Origin of the sequence: Vibrio sp. Vb339, assembly GCF_902751245.1 — a bacterium.
Lineage (GTDB): Bacteria > Pseudomonadota > Gammaproteobacteria > Enterobacterales > Vibrionaceae > Vibrio > Vibrio coralliirubri.
In genome coordinates this window covers 423,201-440,223 of the sequence record NZ_CADDIS010000001.1, presented here as the reverse complement: position 1 = coordinate 440,223, position 17,023 = coordinate 423,201, and the positions used below count along the sequence as shown (strand labels likewise).

The window sequence follows — 17,023 nt, the reverse complement described above, 5'->3', positions numbered from 1 at the left end:
CGGGTGTTCTGTTTTGTTTATCGGAGGCAATTCACAAAACAGAACCATCAACCACTGCTGTTGTTTATCTTTATTCCAAACGCTTGTCGTTAGTTCACAAGAGCGACCGCTTCTCGAACTAACTCCGCGATCTCGTCCCACTGTTCGTTCTCGATCATCTTCGGAGATACCATCCAAGTACCACCACAGCACACCACGCGATCCACGGCTAGGTAGTCATTAACGTTGTGTTTTCCGATACCGCCCGTTGGCATTAAAGACACATCAACGTATGGCGCTAGCAGAGATTTCACCATGTTGATGCCACCAGACGCTTCCGCAGGGAAGAACTTCAAGAAGTTAAGGCCAAGCTCTAGCGCTTGCTCGACTTGGCTTGGATTGTTTACGCCCGGAACGATTGGCATACCGATTTCTTGGCAACGCTTTACGGTGTTTGGGTTTAGGCCCGGAGCCACAATGAATTCGCTGCCCGACTCTTTCGCTAGGTCAATCTGCGCTGGCGTTAATACTGTGCCAGCACCGATACACATCTCTGGATACGCATCGCGCATCGCACGAATCGCGTCTGCTGCCGCTTCAGTGCGGAATGTCACTTCAGCAACGGGTAGGCCGTTTTCTACCAACACTTTTGCCAGTGGAATCGCGTGTTCAACCTTGTTGATTTGGATAACAGGGATAACTTTGAATTGCTTAAGTGTGTTGATCATTTCTTGAGACATAATAATTCCGCTTTTTATTTTTTAATCAGTTGGCTCATAGCGCTCACGGGGATGATGGCGCCAGAGTATTGAATAACGATTGAAGCCAGTTGGTGGCCAAGTTCGGCTGCGTCGGTGGCACTCTCACCAATAAGGCGAGCTGCCAAATAACCCGCGGCGAATGAATCGCCCGCCGCGCAGGTGTCGACCACGTTAGAAACACGTGTCGCTGAAACATAATTCTCAACAATATCGTCCTGTTCAATTTGAACAATCTTGCATGGCTCGCAGCCACGTTTGATGACGATCTCTTGGCAACCCAAACGAAGGCAACGTTGTTGAACGCTCTCTGAGTTCCCCCAGACAAGCAGATCGTCGTCTTCGGTAATCAAGGCGATGTCCACCAGCGGCAGTAACTTGGCATACCAATGTCGAGCTTGCTCGGTGCTCCAAAGTTGCGGGCGATAGTTATTATCAAAAATCACCTTTCCGCCTTGGTTTGAGAACACGCTAATGGCTTTGAATAGGCGCTCACGAGAGGCGTCATCCAAGATCGCGATACTGATACCGCTGATGTAAACCGCGTCGACTTGCTTCTCTGTCAGGGCGATTTCAAGCTTATTCAAGTCATTAGCATGGAAGTAAGATTTTACTGCCGCATCGTTGCGCCAGTAGTGAAAGTGTCGCTCACCCGTTTCATCGGTTTCGACCATGTATAAACCGGGCAGCTTGTTTGGGATGCGTTCGACGAAATTGGTTTGAATACCTTCTAGCTGCCAACTATCAATCATGTTCTGAGACAGTTCATCGCTACCTAAACCCGTCGCGTAATGAACGGACAAGTTTTGATGTTGGGTTAAGCGAGAAAGGTAAAGCGCGGTATTGAGCGTGTCACCGCCAAATTTTTTGGTTAATGGAGAGCCGCTTATTTCGACCATACATTCGCCGAAGAAAGCAATATTGAACAGAGAAGATGCCGACATAGCCGCTCCTAAAATAGAGATAATTGACTTTAGAAAAGGCCCTACCGTTAAGCAGGGCCTGAATTAAGCAAACCAGTTGTGGAGACTAAGTTTAGCTTGTTTGATTTGCAGGGCGTTGAGGTGCAGCGTCTTCTTCAATTACACCTGAATCAGACATTTCCATCTCCATCAAAGCACGCTCATCATCAAGAATCGCTTTCGCCATTTCTGGTGTTACTTGGTTAGCCGGAGTACATAGGCTCACAGCCACACCTGCTGCTAGAGCAAACAGACATGAAGGAATCACAGGGTTGCCCCAGAAAGCCGTGTAATCAGCGTTTAGCATTACTACAAATGAAGCCACAGAAGCACCCGCTAGTGTTGCAAGCGCACCTTGCCAGTTGTAGCGTTTCCAGAATTTACCCAACATACCGCACACGAACATGCCCGACATTACCGTTGAAATCATCTTAGTGATGTAGCCAATGATGTCGTTCGACGTCAATGCGAACAGCAATGCAAAACCAATCACCACAATCAAAGCTAGACGAGAGTAGTTCAACATTGATTCTTTGTTTGGTACGCGGCCTGTGAACATCACGTAGACGTCACGCAGTAGGATAGACACGCCCGCAATCGCATCGGAGCTTGCGCTCGACATGGTTGCAGAAAGACCCGCGATAAGAACAATCATGCCAACGCCAACAGGAAGAACCGTTGCAGCTACGTAAGGGAACGAGTAGTTCGGGTTATCCAATGATGGGTCGATTGCGTGTGCAGCCATACCAATGATTGCAGGGATGATTGAGAAGAAGAGGTACAACACACCCGATGCCACAAATGAGCGACGAATGGTTTTAACGTCTTTGCCTGAGTAGATACGTTGACGGAATGAAGGCGTCGCCAGTACACCCACACCGATAACTACAGCCAAAGAAACAGCAGGCAAAATACCCAGTTTATCGATTGCTAAAAAGCTCGTAGCAGCAGGGTCCATCGCAGCGTAAAGGTTATCCATGCCACCAATGTGATCCACAGACATAACCGCCATCAAGATGAAGCCAGCAAAAAGGATGATAGCTTGGATAGTATCGGTCCATACAACTGCTGTGTAACCACCGATAACAACGTAGATAGTGAAAGCTGCAGCAATAATGATTTTCGCAAGATTAAGGTCGATGTCTGCAATCCACGCTAGGTACATGCCACCGCCTAGAATGTGCGCACCTAACCAACCGATTGACGCGATAAAGATAAGTAGGCCAACCACGTTTTTCACGATTCGGTTAGCGCCTACGTAGTAAGCCAGCTCTTCACTCATGGTCATGAAGTTCAGTTTACGAACCGGAGCAAACCAAAGGGCTAGCAATAGGATGCCTATAGCGCCACCAATACCGTACAGAGCACCTGCCCAGCCATTTGCGTAGCCGAAGCCAACCGCGCCCATACTTGAACCCGTGCCGACCATAGTCGCAACAGTTGTACCAAGTACTAAAAACAGTGGCAGGCCACGGCCGCCTAATAAGAAATCTTCGCCAGATTTTTGATTACGCGAGACAAACCAGCCTAACCAAATTAAAAATAATACGTACACGCCGAAGCCTGTAAGAAAAAGTGTGCTGTTCATTTGACACCTCTCAGTGAAATATTAAGTTCATTCCTGAACTCTATTTATGATTCATTCATTTTATATTTCATATAATTACTTTATTGGTTTTGTATATTTTTAATTAAAGTAATTTTTATAAATGTAGGGTGAGAGTATTAAAGGATAATAACAGGGATGCTTACCCCCTAATACTCTCTAAGTAGGTTATTGTGATTAGGTTATAACTAAACGCGATCAGCGCGGTAGCAAGTCACATCTACTTCAACTTTCACGTCTACCACTAGGTCACAGACCATGCAGATACGAGCCGGTGGGTTAGCACCGAAGAACTCTTTGAATACCTTATTAAAAGATTGGAAGTAACGAGAATCCGTTAGCACAACCTTTACGTGCATTACGTCTTCTAGGCCGTAGCCCGCTTCAGTCATGATATCGACACAGTTTTGGATCGCTAGGCGAGACTGGTCAACAATGCCACCCTCTACCACTTCACCATCTGTCATCGGTGTCTGGCCAGAAACGTACAGGAAACCACCCGCTTCAGTTGCGCGTGCAAATGGTAAATGTTGTCCGCCTGTACCTGTACCGCCTTCAACACCGTAACGTTTAATAGTCATTTTTTAACTCCACTTCTTTATAGATAATATTGGTTCTGATCCAATATATTTAAATTAATTCGTCGTTTTCTTATTACTGTATATTTAATAAAATATTAAATTCTAATTACGGTAAATAAAAACGCCTGAACGATTATTTTTTACTTTTCCTTTTTGGTAAGTTAACTCACCATTTACAAATACACTTTCGATTCCCTCAGCAACTGAAATAGGGTTTTCAAATGTTGCTGTGTCTTTAATATTCTTTGGATCAAATAAAACTAAATCGGCAAATGCGTCTTGGCGAATCTCACCTCTTCCCGCGAGGTTGTAGCGCTTCGCAGACATTCCGGTCATTTTGTGAATCGCTTCTGGCAGCGCAAACAGTTTTTCATCTCGGCAGTAGTGGCCTAATACTTTCGGGAAGGTGCCCCACAATCTTGGGTGCGGATGCGGGTCATTTGGCAAACCATCAGAACCAACCATGGTCAGCTTGTATTTCAAAACGCGCTTTACGTCGTTCTCATCCATGCAGTGGTATACTGCACCTGCTGGTTGAAGCGCTTTTGCTGCGTCCATCAACGGTAGATTCATCTCATCAGCAATTTGCTTAAGCGTTTTGCCGGCATGTTCTGGCTTTGCTTTAGACCAAGTGATGAAGATATCGAAATCGTCTGTCACCTGTTTCAAATCTAATGTCGAAGAGCTCGCTGAGTATGGGTAGCAGTCGCAAGACACATCTTGGTGCTCAGAAACCTTGTCCATCAAATCAAGTACTTCAACGGTTCTGCCCCAGTTGCCCGCACCTGCACATTTAAGGTGAGAGATGACAACTGGCACTTTCGCGTATTGTCCTGTCTCAAACGCCTCTTCCATCGCGCTTAAGATCTCTTCAAATTCGGTACGCATATGCGTGGTATAGATGCCGCCGTGGCTAGACAGTACCTTTGCTAACTGCATCACTTCGTTGGCATTCGCTTGTTTCGCACTTGCGTAAGCCAGACCTGAACTCAAACCTAATGCACCTTGCGCCATCGCTAAATCAAGGTTGCTTTGCATCGCTGCAATTTCATCTTCGTTTGCGGTGCGTTGCAGGTCGTCCATCACTTGGTTACGCAGTGTGGTGTGGCCAACTAACGCTGCTACGTTTACTGCGGGTTGAGCTTGTTCTACCGCTTGTGCATACGCCGCAAAAGTTGGGTATTTAAAATCAGCCTGTGCACCTAAAAGATTCATTGGGTCAGGTGGATCGCCAGCCAAAACCGTTGGCGATGCGCTGATGCCACAGTTGCCAACAATCACGGTTGTCACACCTTGGCTGATCTTAGGTAGGCAGTCTGGGTAACGAATTACGTTGGTATCGTCATGTGTATGTACATCGATAAATCCAGGAGCCAATGCTAAGCCTGCTCCCTCAACCAACTGGCCACAATCTTCGTGATCGATTTGACCAATTTCGGCGATTTTTCCATCAAGGATTGCTACATCGGCACAAAACGATTGTTCGCCGGTGCCGTCAAACACCTCTACATTTTTGATTATCGTATCGAACAACATTTTTCACTCTCTCAATCCACTGTGTTGATGGAGCTATATTAAGAATCCAGCCGATTATTTTCAGTGACAAAACACACATAATATTTTAATTTGTGTGATAGTTTCTACCACAAAGTAGATTGAAGATATATTTAAACGTTAAATAACAACAACTTAAATCATGTTAGGAATCAGCAATGAAACAAAAACCTGCACAAAAAGATGTTATAAAGTATCAAAAAGATAGTTTTGTCTTGACTGAAAAAGGCCAAAAAGGGAGAGCAGCATCACAATCTGAGAACGGTATTTACCGACTGGTTGATGAAGATATTTCGCTTCCGGTAGCAATTATCAAACAATCCGCCTTAACCAATAACCTAAATTGGATGCAATCATTCGCCGATCACCATCAGGTTAAATTGTCACCGCATGGCAAAACATCAATGACCCCTGCTTTTTTCCGCCAACAGCTGGAAAATGGCGCTTGGGGTATTACAGTAGCAACGCCTGCACAGGCAGAAGTTGCCGCTATGGCTGGCGCGAAGAAAATCATCATGGCCAACCAGTTGGTGGGTAAAACCAACATGGCGATCGTTGAACAGCTGATCAGTGAATTTGATGTCGACTTTTACTGTTGTGTGGATTCATCAGTAAACGTGCAGCAACTCAACCAATATTTCTCCAACAAAAAGCAGACGCTAAAAGTTCTAATCGAGTTTGGTGTTCCGGGTGGCCGTTGTGGTTGTCGTTCACCTCAAGAAGTTCTAGAACTGGCGCAAATTATCCAAGATACGCCTGCGCTTTCGCTAGCGGGTATTGAGGTGTATGAGGGTGTGATTCATGGCGACAATGCCGAGCAAGACATTCGTACCTTCTTAAACCAAGCGCTGACCTCGGTCGAAAGCCTCGCATCAGACGGTTTAATTACCGGTCAACCTATCATCACTGGTGCAGGTTCGGCTTGGTATGACGTGGTGGCAGAATGCTTGGCAAACCTAACGGATTATTTAGCGATTATCCGCCCAGGTTGTTATGCCATTCACGACACAGGCATCTACCTAGACGCACAAAGTAAGGTATTGCAACGTGCCCAAGTAAACCAAGGCTACGCGTGTGAACTCGGTGGTGACTTAGAATCGGCACTTGAGGTGTGGGCGTATGTTATCTCTCGTCCAGAGCCAACCAAACTGGTGATCGGGCTAGGTAAGCGTGACGTGGCCTTCGATGCAGGCTTACCTATTGCCGAACGCGGTTATCGCAATGGTGAAGCTATTTCTGTAAAAGGTCTGACGGCTACCGCGGTGATGGATCAGCATACTTTTGTTGAAACTGATGGTTCTGCTGAGATTGAAGTGGGCGACATGATTGCGTTCTCAACCTCACACCCATGTTTAACTTTCGACAAATGGCGCTACATTGCCATCAGCGATGACGATAATCAGGTAAGCCACTGGGTAGAAACCTGCTTCTAGTTCGATTTTTCAATAAGCTAGAATCAGCGAAGCAATCAGATATACTAACGGGGCTAAGGCTTAGTTTTAAATGGATTAGCGCTCAATGACTAATAAGCTTTATGACTAAAAAGCTAAAAAGCTTGGTTCTAACGAGCTAGGTTTTGAAAACTAAGTCATAACGATTAGCCCCATCAACAAAGGATCAGGATTCTTGAGTTTAGAAGTAGATATCATTTCACAGATAACGGAGCGTTTTCCCGCTCTTCGTGATGCAGAGAAAAAAGTCGCTAAGCTGATCATGGACGACATTGATTTTGCAGCCAATGCCAGTATCACAGAGCTTGCTGAAGGTGCTCAAGTCAGTGAAGCCACGATAACCCGTTTTGCTAAGGCAATCGGCTGTAACAACGTGCGTGATATGAAAATCAAGCTTGCTCAAACCTTAACGGTTGGGCAGCGCTTTATTCTCGAACCCGTAAACCAAACGGGCTATCAAGGTATCTACGAATCGATCAAGCAGAGCCTAGACATCAACCGCACTCTATTCAAAGAGCAAGACGTTGAAACCGCAGTCAGCTGGCTGCACAACGCCAGACAGATCATTGCGATCGGCATGGGTGGTGGCTCGACTATCGCCTCTCAAGAGCTGCAACACCGACTGTTTCGTTTAGGCTATCCAGTGGTGTCATACAACGATGGCTTAATGTCACGCATGGTTGCTGCCACGGCAGATGCCAATGATGTGATGGTGATGATTTCCGCAACAGGTTTTACGCCCGTTATCACCGAAACCGCCGAGCTAGCAAAGCAATACGGGCTTAAGATCATCGCGATTACCCCGCAAGACACGCCACTGGCAAAGATTGCAAATATTGTATTGCCAATCAAACACATGGAAACCGACTTCATCTACAAACCATCAGCGTCTCGCTACGCAATGCTGGCATTGGTGGATGTGCTTTCAATGGGTATGGCGGTCAACCATAAGAACCGCTCGCGCGATAAACTGCGCCGCTTGAAAGTTGCTTTAGACTCCTACCGAGGTGGTGGCGACCGACAACCTCTCGGTGATTAAACGTTACCGACACCAAGCTTGTCGCAGCTAAATCAAAATAGAATCTGAATTAAAAAGCCCCGCAGTATTCACTCGTTCGAGTCGATACTGTTGGGGCTTTTTCACTTATGTGTTACAGGCTGTCACTCGCCAGAATTAAACGAAGCTAAGATAAACTCGACTCGGTCCTCAACAGATAACTTGGGCACTTCCACCAGCTGATAACCGAATTGGTTATAGGCTGTCACCATCTTTTCGTAAGTGGCGATCGCTTCATCGAAATCTTGTTTACGTTCTTCGTCATTGATGAAAATCGAATCCCATGGCGGGAAGATAAATACCTTGTTGTTGTATTCAAGCTCATTGCATTGATTCAACAGAGATTCAGAAATCGGCAAAGCTTCCAACAAGCTGTAACCGTATGAATCAACGATACTTCTATCAAAGAAAACCGGCTGTTCACTCGATTCGAACGCTTGGTAGTTGGCTAGTTCTTCTCGCACCATTTCATCACGAAAAGCCACTTTATCTAACCATGGCAAGGCAATCCCTTGTCGTGCTACTTGGTGTTGAATGACTTTACGCCCAACCTCTGGTGCGCAGCGATAGCCGCAACTTTTCAACGCCTCGATAACCGAGGTTTTTCCTGAGCCCGGACCACCGGTAAATACGATTAGATTATTCAAACAAACCTCTTCAAAAGGGAAAATTAACGAATCGGGCCGTAACGAAACCCAAGTTAACGAATTAAGCCTAAGATCGGCTTGAATTCTGGTGCGCGACAATCTTTCACTAGCTCGTACAAGCTCATTTCCAACCCAGTTATTTGGACACCAGCATCAGTTAATCGACGGATTGCTAGATCCTTGTTGAGTGCCGTTCGCGAGCTAACACAATCGCCAACTACCTGAACCTTGTACCCAAGATCTAACAACCCCATTGCGGTTTGATAGACACAAATATGAGCCTCAATACCACACACCAACCAAGTCTCTACATCCTTGGTTTGAAGCGCCTCAACAAACTTGGGCTCGTTACAAGCGTTAAACGTAAATTTCGGTATCGGCTTAGCATCACTCAGCAGGTCATTCAACTCGTCGACCGTAGCACCTAGCTTGTCTGGATTCTGCTCCAAACGAATAATTGGCAGACCCAAAACCTGCGCTCCTTGAACCAACTTTCCGCAATTAGCAATCAGCGCATCGCTGTCATCAACAAGGCGTGCGAGCTTACCTTGCACGTCCACAACCACCAAACCTGTGTTTGCTCTGTTTAACATCCAACTCTCCTTGTCATCATTAGAATCAGCGTACTGCTTTACTCTCAATAAACACCGCAATAAATACTACAATAGAACAAATATAATATTTCTTATGTTTTATTTTTCAATTAGTTAGATAAATACGAACTCATTCCAACCTTAAAAAACATCGTTTTATTTTTCAATTAGTTAGATAAATACGAACTCATTCCAACCTTAAAAAACATCGTTTTATTTAGCAAGTTTAACCATTTGTCAATATATGAATTTTATTTATAAACAATATAACCAAAAAATTCTCTGTTACCCCTTGATAAATCAAGGACCGAAGACAATCACGATATCAATGAAAAAATAGGTTTCATTTGCGAGGGTTTTATAAATCAATTATCAGAGATACCGTGATTTACATCACAGGATGAGTAAACAAGGTATTATCATGAAAAAATCAGCATTAGCACTCGGCTTAATCGGTTTAGTTTCACTTCCAACTTTTGCAGCAGGTATCGATGGTGGCGCATACGTAGGTGGCGGACTGAGTGCCTATCAAGGTTCGGATACTGATGGCGCGCCAAGTCTGGATTCAGACGGCATGGGCTACAACCTATACGGCGGTTACCAATTCAACCGTATCGTTGGCGTAGAACTTGGCTACAACGATTACGCAAACTACAAAAATAGCTACGAAGACCTATCACCGACGTCTATCTCTGTATCAGCAAACCTCGGTTATACATTCGACAATACCATTCGACCATTCGTATTGGCAGGTTTGAGTTCCGTAGACCTAAACGCAAGTAGTGGTTCTGGTTTTGACGATGACAGCGGCACTGGCTTCCACTTTGGCGTCGGCGTTGAATACTCACCTATCGAACACTTAACACTTCGAGCTATTTCTCAGGCTGATGCGGTAAGTGTAGATAATACGATTGGTGGCAAGACATACAGTAGCGATACTTTAGCATTCAACAGTGTGAGCTTCGGTGGTTCATACGACTTCTAATATTCTCCCCAAACGACTACGTCGTAAGTAAGTAGCTCAAATTCACTTTGCTACTCTGCCCTGTGATAAGGCAGCACAGTAAAGTGAATTTTTGTATCTATGTAACGATTCAGCTTACAAAGCCATACAGTAATGAGCAAAAGACTCAGGGATAATTGTCAACAACGGTCGAGAGGCCAAAAACCAACAACGATTAAAAATCGACAGTGACCGACAATCACATTTGAAGACATGACAGAGTGAGTAACAAAGATGAACAAGATAACAAAATCAGCATTAGCACTGGGTTTAATCAGCGCAGTTTCTCTTCCAGCTTTAGCTGCAGGTACTGACGGCGGTGCGTACATCGGTGGCGGCCTTGGTGTGTACCAAGATTCTGATACAGACGGTCAAGGTAGCTTAGATTCAGACGGCATGGGTTACAACCTATATGGTGGCTACCAGTTCAACCGTATCGTTGGTGTTGAGCTTGGCTACAACGATTACGCAGACTACAAAAAGGGAGCGGCAAAACTGTCCCCAACGTCTATTTCTTTGTCAGCAAACCTAGGTTATACGTTCGACAACACAATCCGTCCATTCGTGCTAGCAGGTTTAAGCTCTGTTGACCTAAACGCAAATAACGCAGCTCTGTATGATGACGATAGCGGTACCGGTTTCCACTTTGGTGTTGGTGTTGAATACACGCCAATCGAACACCTAACGCTGCGTCTAATTTCGCAAGCAGACGCAGTAAGCGTAGAGAACGACTACGGTTTGTATAAAGAAGACAAAACACTTGCCTTCAACAGCATTAGCTTCGGTGGTTCATACAACTTCTAATGTGATTGAACCACATAGAATAAGCTGAACATACTAATTCACTTTGCTGTTCCACCTTGTCATGAAGGTCACTCAGTAAAGTGAATTTTTTGTTTCTACACGCCCTATTGCGTCATGTCACTTTAACCGGTTTATCGCTCACCATCACTTATTGAGCTTTATGCGTTGATATTGGAGCTTTCTTGGTAGCGAGACTAAAATAAAGGGATAAGAGACGCAGGAAAACAAGACCTATGAATCTACCAAGCTTAAACATGTCGATAAACAAGCTGCCTTTTGTGTTGGCCGTGTATTATCTGCTTGTCGTCAACCTACCTCTCTCCCAAGAACTGTTTAGTATTGTTCAGGCATCGAAATCTGAAAGCGTTGCGTTTCTTATCTCCATTCCTATCTTCTTCCTTGCTGCCTTTAACTTCATCTTCCAAGTCTTCAACTGGCCTATCTTCTCTAAGCCGTTTTTCATCTTATTGCTGATCACCTCAACCTTAGTCAGCTACAGCATGTTCAATTACGGCATATTCGTTGACTACGGCATGATAGAGAATGTGTTTGAGACCAATAGCGGTGAAGCAGCCAGTTATATCAGTGGTCACTCGATCTTATGGCTACTGGCTATGGGCGGTATTCCATCGTTCATCCTGTTGTTTACCAAACTTAAAAAAGAATCTTGGAAAGGTTTCTTTGTCTGGAAATCGATTGGGCTGCTCTCTTCCTTGATCGTCATTGCGATTATTGCCGGGCTGTTTTACAAAGATTATGTCTCGATTGGTCGTAATAATTCGCACATCAAAAAGATGATCATTCCGACCGAGTATGTGGCATCAACGGTCAAATACATCAATAACACCTACATCAAAGAGCCTATCCCCTACCAAGAGCTAGGATTAGATGCGAAGCAAAAACCGCAAGCCAAAGCAGCAACCAAACCGACGTTACTAGTGTTTGTACTTGGCGAAACCGCTCGCGTGTATAACTACCAATATCATGGCTATGAGAGAGAAACGAACGCTCACACCAAACCTTACAACCCGATATTTTTCTCTGATGTTCAGTCGTGTGGAACCGCCACCGCTGTATCTGTACCCTGCATGTTCTCTAACATGAACCGTAGTAACTACGACCGTGATAAAGCCTACAACCAAGATAACGTGGTCGACATTATGAATCGAGCGGGCATTCACTCTATTTGGAGGGAGCATGATGGCGGAGACAAGGCGGTCGCGCACCGAATCAAAGAGATGACGCTCGTCGCCAAAGACAGCGACCCATTGTGTAATAACGACGTATGCTACGACACAGCGATGCTAGAGAACTTCGAACAAGATACGCAAAACCTCAAACAAGATAGCATCATTTTCTATCATATTTCGGGATCCCACGGCCCAACGTACTTTGAGCGTTATCCGGAAGAACATAAGAAATTTACGCCTGATTGCGCTCGCGCCGATATTGAAAACTGCACCAAACAGGAAGTAGTTAACACCTACGATAACACCATCTTGTACACGGATTTCTTTCTCTCACAGGCTATGCAGAAACTAGAGAAACTCACCGATAAGTACAACGTGGCGCTGATGTACATTTCCGATCATGGTGAATCTTTAGGGGAGAACGGCGTCTACTTGCACGGCATGCCTTATTCATTGGCACCGAAAGAGCAAACCCATGTGCCTATGATCATGTGGATGTCTGATGGTTTTGCCGAGCAGAAAGGGATAAACCAAACCTGCTTGAGAAAGGCAGGCAAAGAACAGAGCTTCTCCCAAGACAACCTGTTCGACTCACTGCTTGGCCTAATGGACGTACAAACTAAAGAATACCGAGAGAACCAAGATATCTTCGCTGCGTGTCGCTAGTTTTATAGGTGACTTATGTAAATTAATTTCCAAAGGTTCGTTTACATAAGCACCATTCGGTCGCCATTACAGCGAAATCAATGGCGGCAAAGGAGTCAAGTTAACCAAAGGAGTACTTTGCCAGTGACTTTCACTGGCAAATAACCACATTGGAGCAACCGTATTCTGTTTGAGTGAAGTAACATCCACTAACACCAACAGGGCGTAAAAACGATGTACATAGTCAACCGTCTCTTTGGGTAACCTTAAATCGGAAAACTGCCGACTACCCGCCTTTTTTACTGCTCGTTGTACCCGTCCTTCTCCAGCGTTATATGCCGCAAGAGTCAGGTTAATATCACCATCAAACTTACGATATAAAAAATCGAGATACTGCATCGCCGCATGAGTGCTAGGCTCAATCTCAAACCTTTGATCTTGCCTGTCATTGACGGTCAAGCCAAACCTTTCAGCAGTGGCTGGCATCAGCTGCCATAAGCCTGCCGCTTTAGCGGGAGATATAGCATTGGAGTTATACGAAGATTCCAGCATAGGCACCAACACAAAGCTGTCAGGGAGTGATCGCTCAGTAAGCTGTCTAAAGATTTCGTTAACCAGTGGGTCAAACTCTTCTAGCTTTTTCAGTATTTGGTTTTGGTATGGTTTAAGCGTGTTTATGTGGGGTTGGATGACATTTTGGGATGGACGGTTTTGCGCATAACTGGAGCTACTTTGAAAGCACATAATTAATAACACCAGTCCTAAAAACCAGTGCACCAGAAGTTGAAAGCCAAAGCCTTTAGCCAAAACATCGCTCCATCATCGTATTGTTTTTATACGTGTTAATTGTTCTTATCCCTGTTTATACCCAACTGTCAGCCTTGAAAGCACACCTATAAATCTGTTCACTCAAAGAATCACCAAAAAAAGGTTAATACCACGATGGTGCAACCCAAAAATACCGCGAAACAAATGGGAATCACTAAATGCTTATCCTTCTCGAGAGAGATAAAACCTTGTGGCTGTTGAACGATAAACATGACTAGCAAAATATTGTAGATAGCAATCAACAAACCTACGATAAAAACATCGAAATACAGCAAACTCGTCGCTAAATAGACGTAATAGCCAATTAAAATATAATCAATGAGTACTAACCAAGCCAGGCACTTCCGTGAATTAAACATGACGTTGATTGATTCAGTCATAACGACTTAGCACTTCAAAAGAAGTGACAGGTTGGTTCAACTCCGCTTGTCTAACCGCCCTTCTCTTACTGTCAGGCAACACCTTATCTAACTCATGCTGACCAAGTGGAGAAGCTCTTGTGGCACTGCCTATCGAAAACGACTTATAGACTTTATTCAGCTGCTCTAGGGTATTTGCGGTCAATATATACAACTCTATACGACGGTTAACTCCAGATTTCGTATTCTCATTGTCAACAGGAGCGGTATCACTCATACCCGTCACCTGAAAGATATGGTGCTCTTGAAGCCCCCCTTTATTGAGATAGTAACGTGCGCTGTTTGCCCTATTGCTTGATAGTTCCCAGTTCGTCATGCGGCTACCCTTATAACGACTGGCATCTGTGTGACCAGTAATGATCATCTTGTTCTCGATTTTTTCGAGTAGCCTTGCGAGGTTCAATAACAGGTCTTGATAAAATGGCGTCACTTTAGCTCCGCCTCGGAAAAACATCGGCCCTTTGTCTGAATCAGCAATCACCAATTTGGCTCCCTGAGGCGTAACGAAAACACTGACACTACCTAATGCATCAATACCTGAAAGCTCTTGGGTTATACGTTGTGCCAGCAATTCAAGCTCCTGTTGGCTATTAAACTCGCCTTCTAACACTGAGGTATCATTAATTCGATGAAGATCGGCATCATAGTGAGAGGTCGCGACATGAGGCAGTGGCAATGGGTTTATGGAATTACCACCACTTTCACTGGTACCTAGGTGCATGATTGGATCATTTCCGTAAGCAAAGTAGTTAAGCAGTTTCTTCTGATCATCCACATCCACCACCTGCAAAATCCACAGCACCAAAAAGAGACACATCAACGAAATCATCAGATCCGCCATTGCGACCTTCCAACCACCATGTTGCAGTTCATTGCGCTTACGGCGACCTTTTTTCTGAATAATGACTTGAGGTTGCTGCATCATCGTCTCCTTAACTTGATGACGGCTGTTGTCTTAACACTTCAACCGCCTTTTCAAGTTCAACAAATGATGGTTTGTAGCGAGTCTCGATATTTTTTCGACCTGCATTAGCACACATGTGAGCCGACTGGCCTTGAGCATAAGCTGACAATATCGACTTAACGCAAAACAGTGGTGCGAGCTGATTCTCAGACACATCTTTAATGCTGCTCGACATCGGACCTAACACACAGTAACACCCAAAAACGCCAGTGAAGGTACCCACCAATGCGCCAGCAATGTTCTTACCAATTTCGGTTATCTCACCATCCAGCCCCTGCATAGTGAGGATTATTCCCATCACAGCCGCTAAGATCCCTAACCCTGGCATCGCCTCAGCAGTGGCATGTAGCTTCTCCGACGGCTTAGTATATTCGTCTTCCAAATGTTCGATTTCTTCTTCAAGAAAAGCCTCGAGCAAATGCTGAGATTGCTTGCCCGTAATCACCTGACGAAATGAATCGATAATGAATTGTGTGGTTAACGCGTCTTTGGTAATTCGAGGATACTTCGCGAAAATCTTGCTCGATTCCGGGTTCTCAACATGAATATCCAACGCTTTGATGTTCTTCACTCTCGCGGTATTAATCAGCTCAAACATCAAAGACAGTAACTGCTGATAATAGTCCTTGTTGTAAGGAGTAGAGCGAAACGCAATACCAATCTGTTGCACCATCAATTTGAGGGTTGAAGAGGTCGTAGACATCAGCAAGCTAGCGAAGGCTGCACCAAAAATAATGATGATCTCTGACAGCTTAAAGATGAACTCAAACTTACCACCAAGGAAAATGAAGCCACCAAAAATCACACTTAATACGACAACAATGCCGATTAACTTTTGCATACATCACTCTCCTTAATTCTGCTTTTGAGAATGTCTAAGCCTCGATGTTTGAGCCTGTGAACCTTAATCTCATTGATATCGAGGACTAACGCCGTCTCTTTGGTGCTCAAGCTCTTCACGTAAATCAGATACAAAATCCGCTGTTCCATTGCTGGGAGTGAATTCAGTACCAGCTTCACCTCGTTAAACAATACTTCTTTATCGGTTTCGGGCACTGCAGTAACTACAGATTCCAACTCGATATCATCAAAGACATCCACGAGGGTCATGGCTTGCTGGTAATCATCCGCTTCTACCCCTAAGTGTCGACAGACTTCATTACTGGTTGGCTCCCTGCCGAGTAGCTGGAGTAACTGCCGCTCGGCATGTTTGATGCGGTTGACGAGCTGGCGTTTATCACGCTCCATGTAGTCACGTCGACGCAATTCATCGATCAGTTCACCACGAATGCGCACCGCAACTGCACGACGAAAGTCATCATTTGCCACATGGTCAAACTTTCTCAGTTCAATCACTAAGGTCATCATGGCGGTTTGTTTAAGGTCCTCAAACGTCCCCTCATCAACCGCATAGCGATATTGATACAGCAGCCCATTAATCAACTTAATGTTTTGCTGCAATACCAACTTCTCGAGCTCCTGTAGAGCCGCTTGGTCACCGGTTTGGGTATGTTGATACTTAGGCTGCATTAACATGATGGCGACCTATTGAAATACCGCTTTCGTCACAAGCACATCACCCACTTGTAAGCTGGGTAACTCGTCCAAATCGTCTTTTAAGTCGTCTTGAATGACATAAATAAACTGCTTGTTATAGAAGTAAGACGCCTCCTTCACACTGAATTTTTTGATGATTCGATTTTTGATTCGGCTGAGCTGCTCGTGCACGTAACCACTGTTCCGCTCTGGCGTAAACATAGATACATCCAGCAACAGTAGGCTTTGTCGGTTACCTAGGTTAATCGGTACGAGTACATTTTCTAACTGAACCTCGATCTGTTGCGTTGGAGCAGGTTCTGGCTCACTTGGGGTTAACCATGAACTCAACAGTGCCATATTTAGTTGATTGGTTTGATAAAACCAAAATCCGGTCACACATAATGCGAGAGTTAAAGCAAAGGTGATGAAAACTTTAATCATGT

At 44.8% G+C, this 17,023-nt stretch carries 17 protein-coding genes; 5 read left to right on the top strand and 12 right to left on the bottom strand.

Features of this window, described 5'->3' with window-relative positions; translation table 11 throughout:
- Positions 1 to 89: 89 nt before the first annotated feature.
- The 5 genes from HRQ85_RS02030 to HRQ85_RS02010 form a co-directional block, all read right to left on the bottom strand.
- Positions 90 to 719, bottom strand: a complete 630-nt coding sequence (locus HRQ85_RS02030; protein WP_081229197.1) for a bifunctional 4-hydroxy-2-oxoglutarate aldolase/2-dehydro-3-deoxy-phosphogluconate aldolase — start codon at positions 717 to 719, stop codon at positions 90 to 92.
- Between the two features lie 14 nt (positions 720 to 733).
- On the bottom strand, positions 734 to 1,681 hold the full coding sequence (locus HRQ85_RS02025; protein ID WP_172378529.1) for a sugar kinase: 948 nt from the start codon (positions 1,679 to 1,681) through the stop codon (positions 734 to 736).
- 91 nt (positions 1,682 to 1,772) lie between these two features.
- On the bottom strand, positions 1,773 to 3,287 hold the full coding sequence (locus HRQ85_RS02020; RefSeq protein WP_048610233.1) for a sodium:solute symporter family protein: 1,515 nt from the start codon (positions 3,285 to 3,287) through the stop codon (positions 1,773 to 1,775).
- Positions 3,288 to 3,493: 206 nt separating this feature from the next.
- Positions 3,494 to 3,886, bottom strand: coding sequence for a RidA family protein (locus tag HRQ85_RS02015; protein ID WP_017065166.1), 393 nt, complete (start codon positions 3,884 to 3,886; stop codon positions 3,494 to 3,496).
- Positions 3,887 to 3,988: 102 nt separating this feature from the next.
- Positions 3,989 to 5,422 (bottom strand): N-acyl-D-amino-acid deacylase family protein, encoded by a 1,434-nt coding sequence (locus HRQ85_RS02010; protein WP_172378528.1) that lies wholly within the window; start codon positions 5,420 to 5,422, stop codon positions 3,989 to 3,991.
- 176 nt (positions 5,423 to 5,598) lie between these two features.
- On the opposite strand from HRQ85_RS02010, the gene HRQ85_RS02005 reads away from it, so the two are divergent.
- Together HRQ85_RS02005 and HRQ85_RS02000 are read left to right on the top strand one after the other, a co-directional pair.
- Positions 5,599 to 6,873, top strand: a complete 1,275-nt coding sequence (locus HRQ85_RS02005; RefSeq protein WP_172378527.1) for an amino acid deaminase — start codon at positions 5,599 to 5,601, stop codon at positions 6,871 to 6,873.
- Between the two features lie 193 nt (positions 6,874 to 7,066).
- Positions 7,067 to 7,930: a MurR/RpiR family transcriptional regulator gene (locus HRQ85_RS02000; protein ID WP_017632021.1), complete on the top strand. Its 864-nt coding sequence runs from the start codon at positions 7,067 to 7,069 to the stop codon at positions 7,928 to 7,930.
- Positions 7,931 to 8,052: 122 nt separating this feature from the next.
- On the opposite strand, the gene HRQ85_RS01995 is transcribed toward HRQ85_RS02000, so the two are convergent.
- Together HRQ85_RS01995 and HRQ85_RS01990 are read right to left on the bottom strand one after the other, a co-directional pair.
- Entirely contained in the window at positions 8,053 to 8,595 is a 543-nt protein-coding gene (locus HRQ85_RS01995; RefSeq protein ID WP_172378526.1) for an AAA family ATPase, read from the bottom strand.
- Positions 8,596 to 8,648: 53 nt separating this feature from the next.
- Positions 8,649 to 9,188: a hydrolase gene (locus tag HRQ85_RS01990; protein ID WP_172378525.1), complete on the bottom strand. Its 540-nt coding sequence runs from the start codon at positions 9,186 to 9,188 to the stop codon at positions 8,649 to 8,651.
- 421 nt (positions 9,189 to 9,609) lie between these two features.
- Between HRQ85_RS01990 and HRQ85_RS01985 the strand changes: the two genes are divergently transcribed.
- The 3 genes from HRQ85_RS01985 to HRQ85_RS01975 all read left to right on the top strand — a co-directional run bounded on the left by HRQ85_RS01985 (position 9,610) and on the right by HRQ85_RS01975 (position 12,851).
- Complete coding sequence (locus tag HRQ85_RS01985) at positions 9,610 to 10,173, top strand: porin family protein (protein WP_444823264.1); 564 nt, start codon at positions 9,610 to 9,612, stop codon at positions 10,171 to 10,173.
- A gap of 252 nt (positions 10,174 to 10,425) precedes the next feature.
- Positions 10,426 to 10,995 carry a porin family protein gene (locus tag HRQ85_RS01980; protein ID WP_052879330.1) on the top strand — a complete coding sequence of 190 codons (570 nt, stop codon included), beginning with the start codon at positions 10,426 to 10,428 and terminating at the stop codon, positions 10,993 to 10,995.
- Between the two features lie 233 nt (positions 10,996 to 11,228).
- Entirely contained in the window at positions 11,229 to 12,851 is a 1,623-nt protein-coding gene (locus HRQ85_RS01975; RefSeq protein ID WP_172378523.1) for a phosphoethanolamine transferase, read from the top strand.
- Between the two features lie 66 nt (positions 12,852 to 12,917).
- Here HRQ85_RS01975 and HRQ85_RS01970 read toward each other — a convergent pair whose 3' ends face one another.
- The 5 genes from HRQ85_RS01970 to HRQ85_RS01950 form a co-directional block, all read right to left on the bottom strand.
- Positions 12,918 to 13,574 (bottom strand): lytic transglycosylase domain-containing protein, encoded by a 657-nt coding sequence (locus HRQ85_RS01970; protein ID WP_050643769.1) that lies wholly within the window; start codon positions 13,572 to 13,574, stop codon positions 12,918 to 12,920.
- A 456-nt stretch (positions 13,575 to 14,030) separates the two neighbouring features.
- Positions 14,031 to 14,999, bottom strand: a complete 969-nt coding sequence (locus tag HRQ85_RS01965) for an OmpA family protein (protein ID WP_172378522.1) — start codon at positions 14,997 to 14,999, stop codon at positions 14,031 to 14,033.
- Positions 15,000 to 15,009: 10 nt separating this feature from the next.
- Entirely contained in the window at positions 15,010 to 15,882 is an 873-nt protein-coding gene (gene motA / locus HRQ85_RS01960; protein WP_048610084.1) for a flagellar motor stator protein MotA, read from the bottom strand.
- Positions 15,870 to 16,577: a sigma-70 family RNA polymerase sigma factor gene (locus HRQ85_RS01955; protein ID WP_172378521.1), complete on the bottom strand. Its 708-nt coding sequence runs from the start codon at positions 16,575 to 16,577 to the stop codon at positions 15,870 to 15,872. The genes motA and HRQ85_RS01955 overlap by 13 nt, the downstream gene beginning before the upstream one ends.
- Positions 16,578 to 16,586: 9 nt before the next feature.
- Entirely contained in the window at positions 16,587 to 17,021 is a 435-nt protein-coding gene (locus HRQ85_RS01950; RefSeq protein WP_059017860.1) for a flagellar biosynthesis sigma factor, read from the bottom strand.
- Between the last annotated feature and the right edge of the window lie 2 nt (positions 17,022 to 17,023).

Excerpts from the sequence above, each read along its gene's own strand:
- HRQ85_RS02030 (WP_081229197.1), bottom strand. The coding sequence starts at position 719 with ATGTCTCAAGAAATGATCAACACACTTAAGCAATTCAAAGTTATCCCT.
- HRQ85_RS02025 (WP_172378529.1), bottom strand. The coding sequence starts at position 1,681 with ATGTCGGCATCTTCTCTGTTCAATATTGCTTTCTTCGGCGAATGTATG.
- HRQ85_RS02020 (WP_048610233.1), bottom strand. The coding sequence starts at position 3,287 with ATGAACAGCACACTTTTTCTTACAGGCTTCGGCGTGTACGTATTATTT.
- HRQ85_RS02015 (WP_017065166.1), bottom strand. The coding sequence starts at position 3,886 with ATGACTATTAAACGTTACGGTGTTGAAGGCGGTACAGGTACAGGCGGA.
- HRQ85_RS02010 (WP_172378528.1), bottom strand. The coding sequence starts at position 5,422 with ATGTTGTTCGATACGATAATCAAAAATGTAGAGGTGTTTGACGGCACC.
- HRQ85_RS02005 (WP_172378527.1), top strand. The coding sequence starts at position 5,599 with ATGAAACAAAAACCTGCACAAAAAGATGTTATAAAGTATCAAAAAGAT.
- HRQ85_RS01990 (WP_172378525.1), bottom strand. The coding sequence starts at position 9,188 with ATGTTAAACAGAGCAAACACAGGTTTGGTGGTTGTGGACGTGCAAGGT.
- HRQ85_RS01985 (WP_444823264.1), top strand. The coding sequence starts at position 9,610 with ATGAAAAAATCAGCATTAGCACTCGGCTTAATCGGTTTAGTTTCACTT.
- HRQ85_RS01980 (WP_052879330.1), top strand. The coding sequence starts at position 10,426 with ATGAACAAGATAACAAAATCAGCATTAGCACTGGGTTTAATCAGCGCA.
- HRQ85_RS01975 (WP_172378523.1), top strand. The coding sequence starts at position 11,229 with ATGAATCTACCAAGCTTAAACATGTCGATAAACAAGCTGCCTTTTGTG.
- HRQ85_RS01970 (WP_050643769.1), bottom strand. The coding sequence starts at position 13,574 with ATGTGCTTTCAAAGTAGCTCCAGTTATGCGCAAAACCGTCCATCCCAA.
- HRQ85_RS01965 (WP_172378522.1), bottom strand. The coding sequence starts at position 14,999 with ATGCAGCAACCTCAAGTCATTATTCAGAAAAAAGGTCGCCGTAAGCGC.
- motA (WP_048610084.1), bottom strand. The coding sequence starts at position 15,882 with ATGCAAAAGTTAATCGGCATTGTTGTCGTATTAAGTGTGATTTTTGGT.
- HRQ85_RS01955 (WP_172378521.1), bottom strand. The coding sequence starts at position 16,577 with ATGTTAATGCAGCCTAAGTATCAACATACCCAAACCGGTGACCAAGCG.
- HRQ85_RS01950 (WP_059017860.1), bottom strand. The coding sequence starts at position 17,021 with ATGATTAAAGTTTTCATCACCTTTGCTTTAACTCTCGCATTATGTGTG.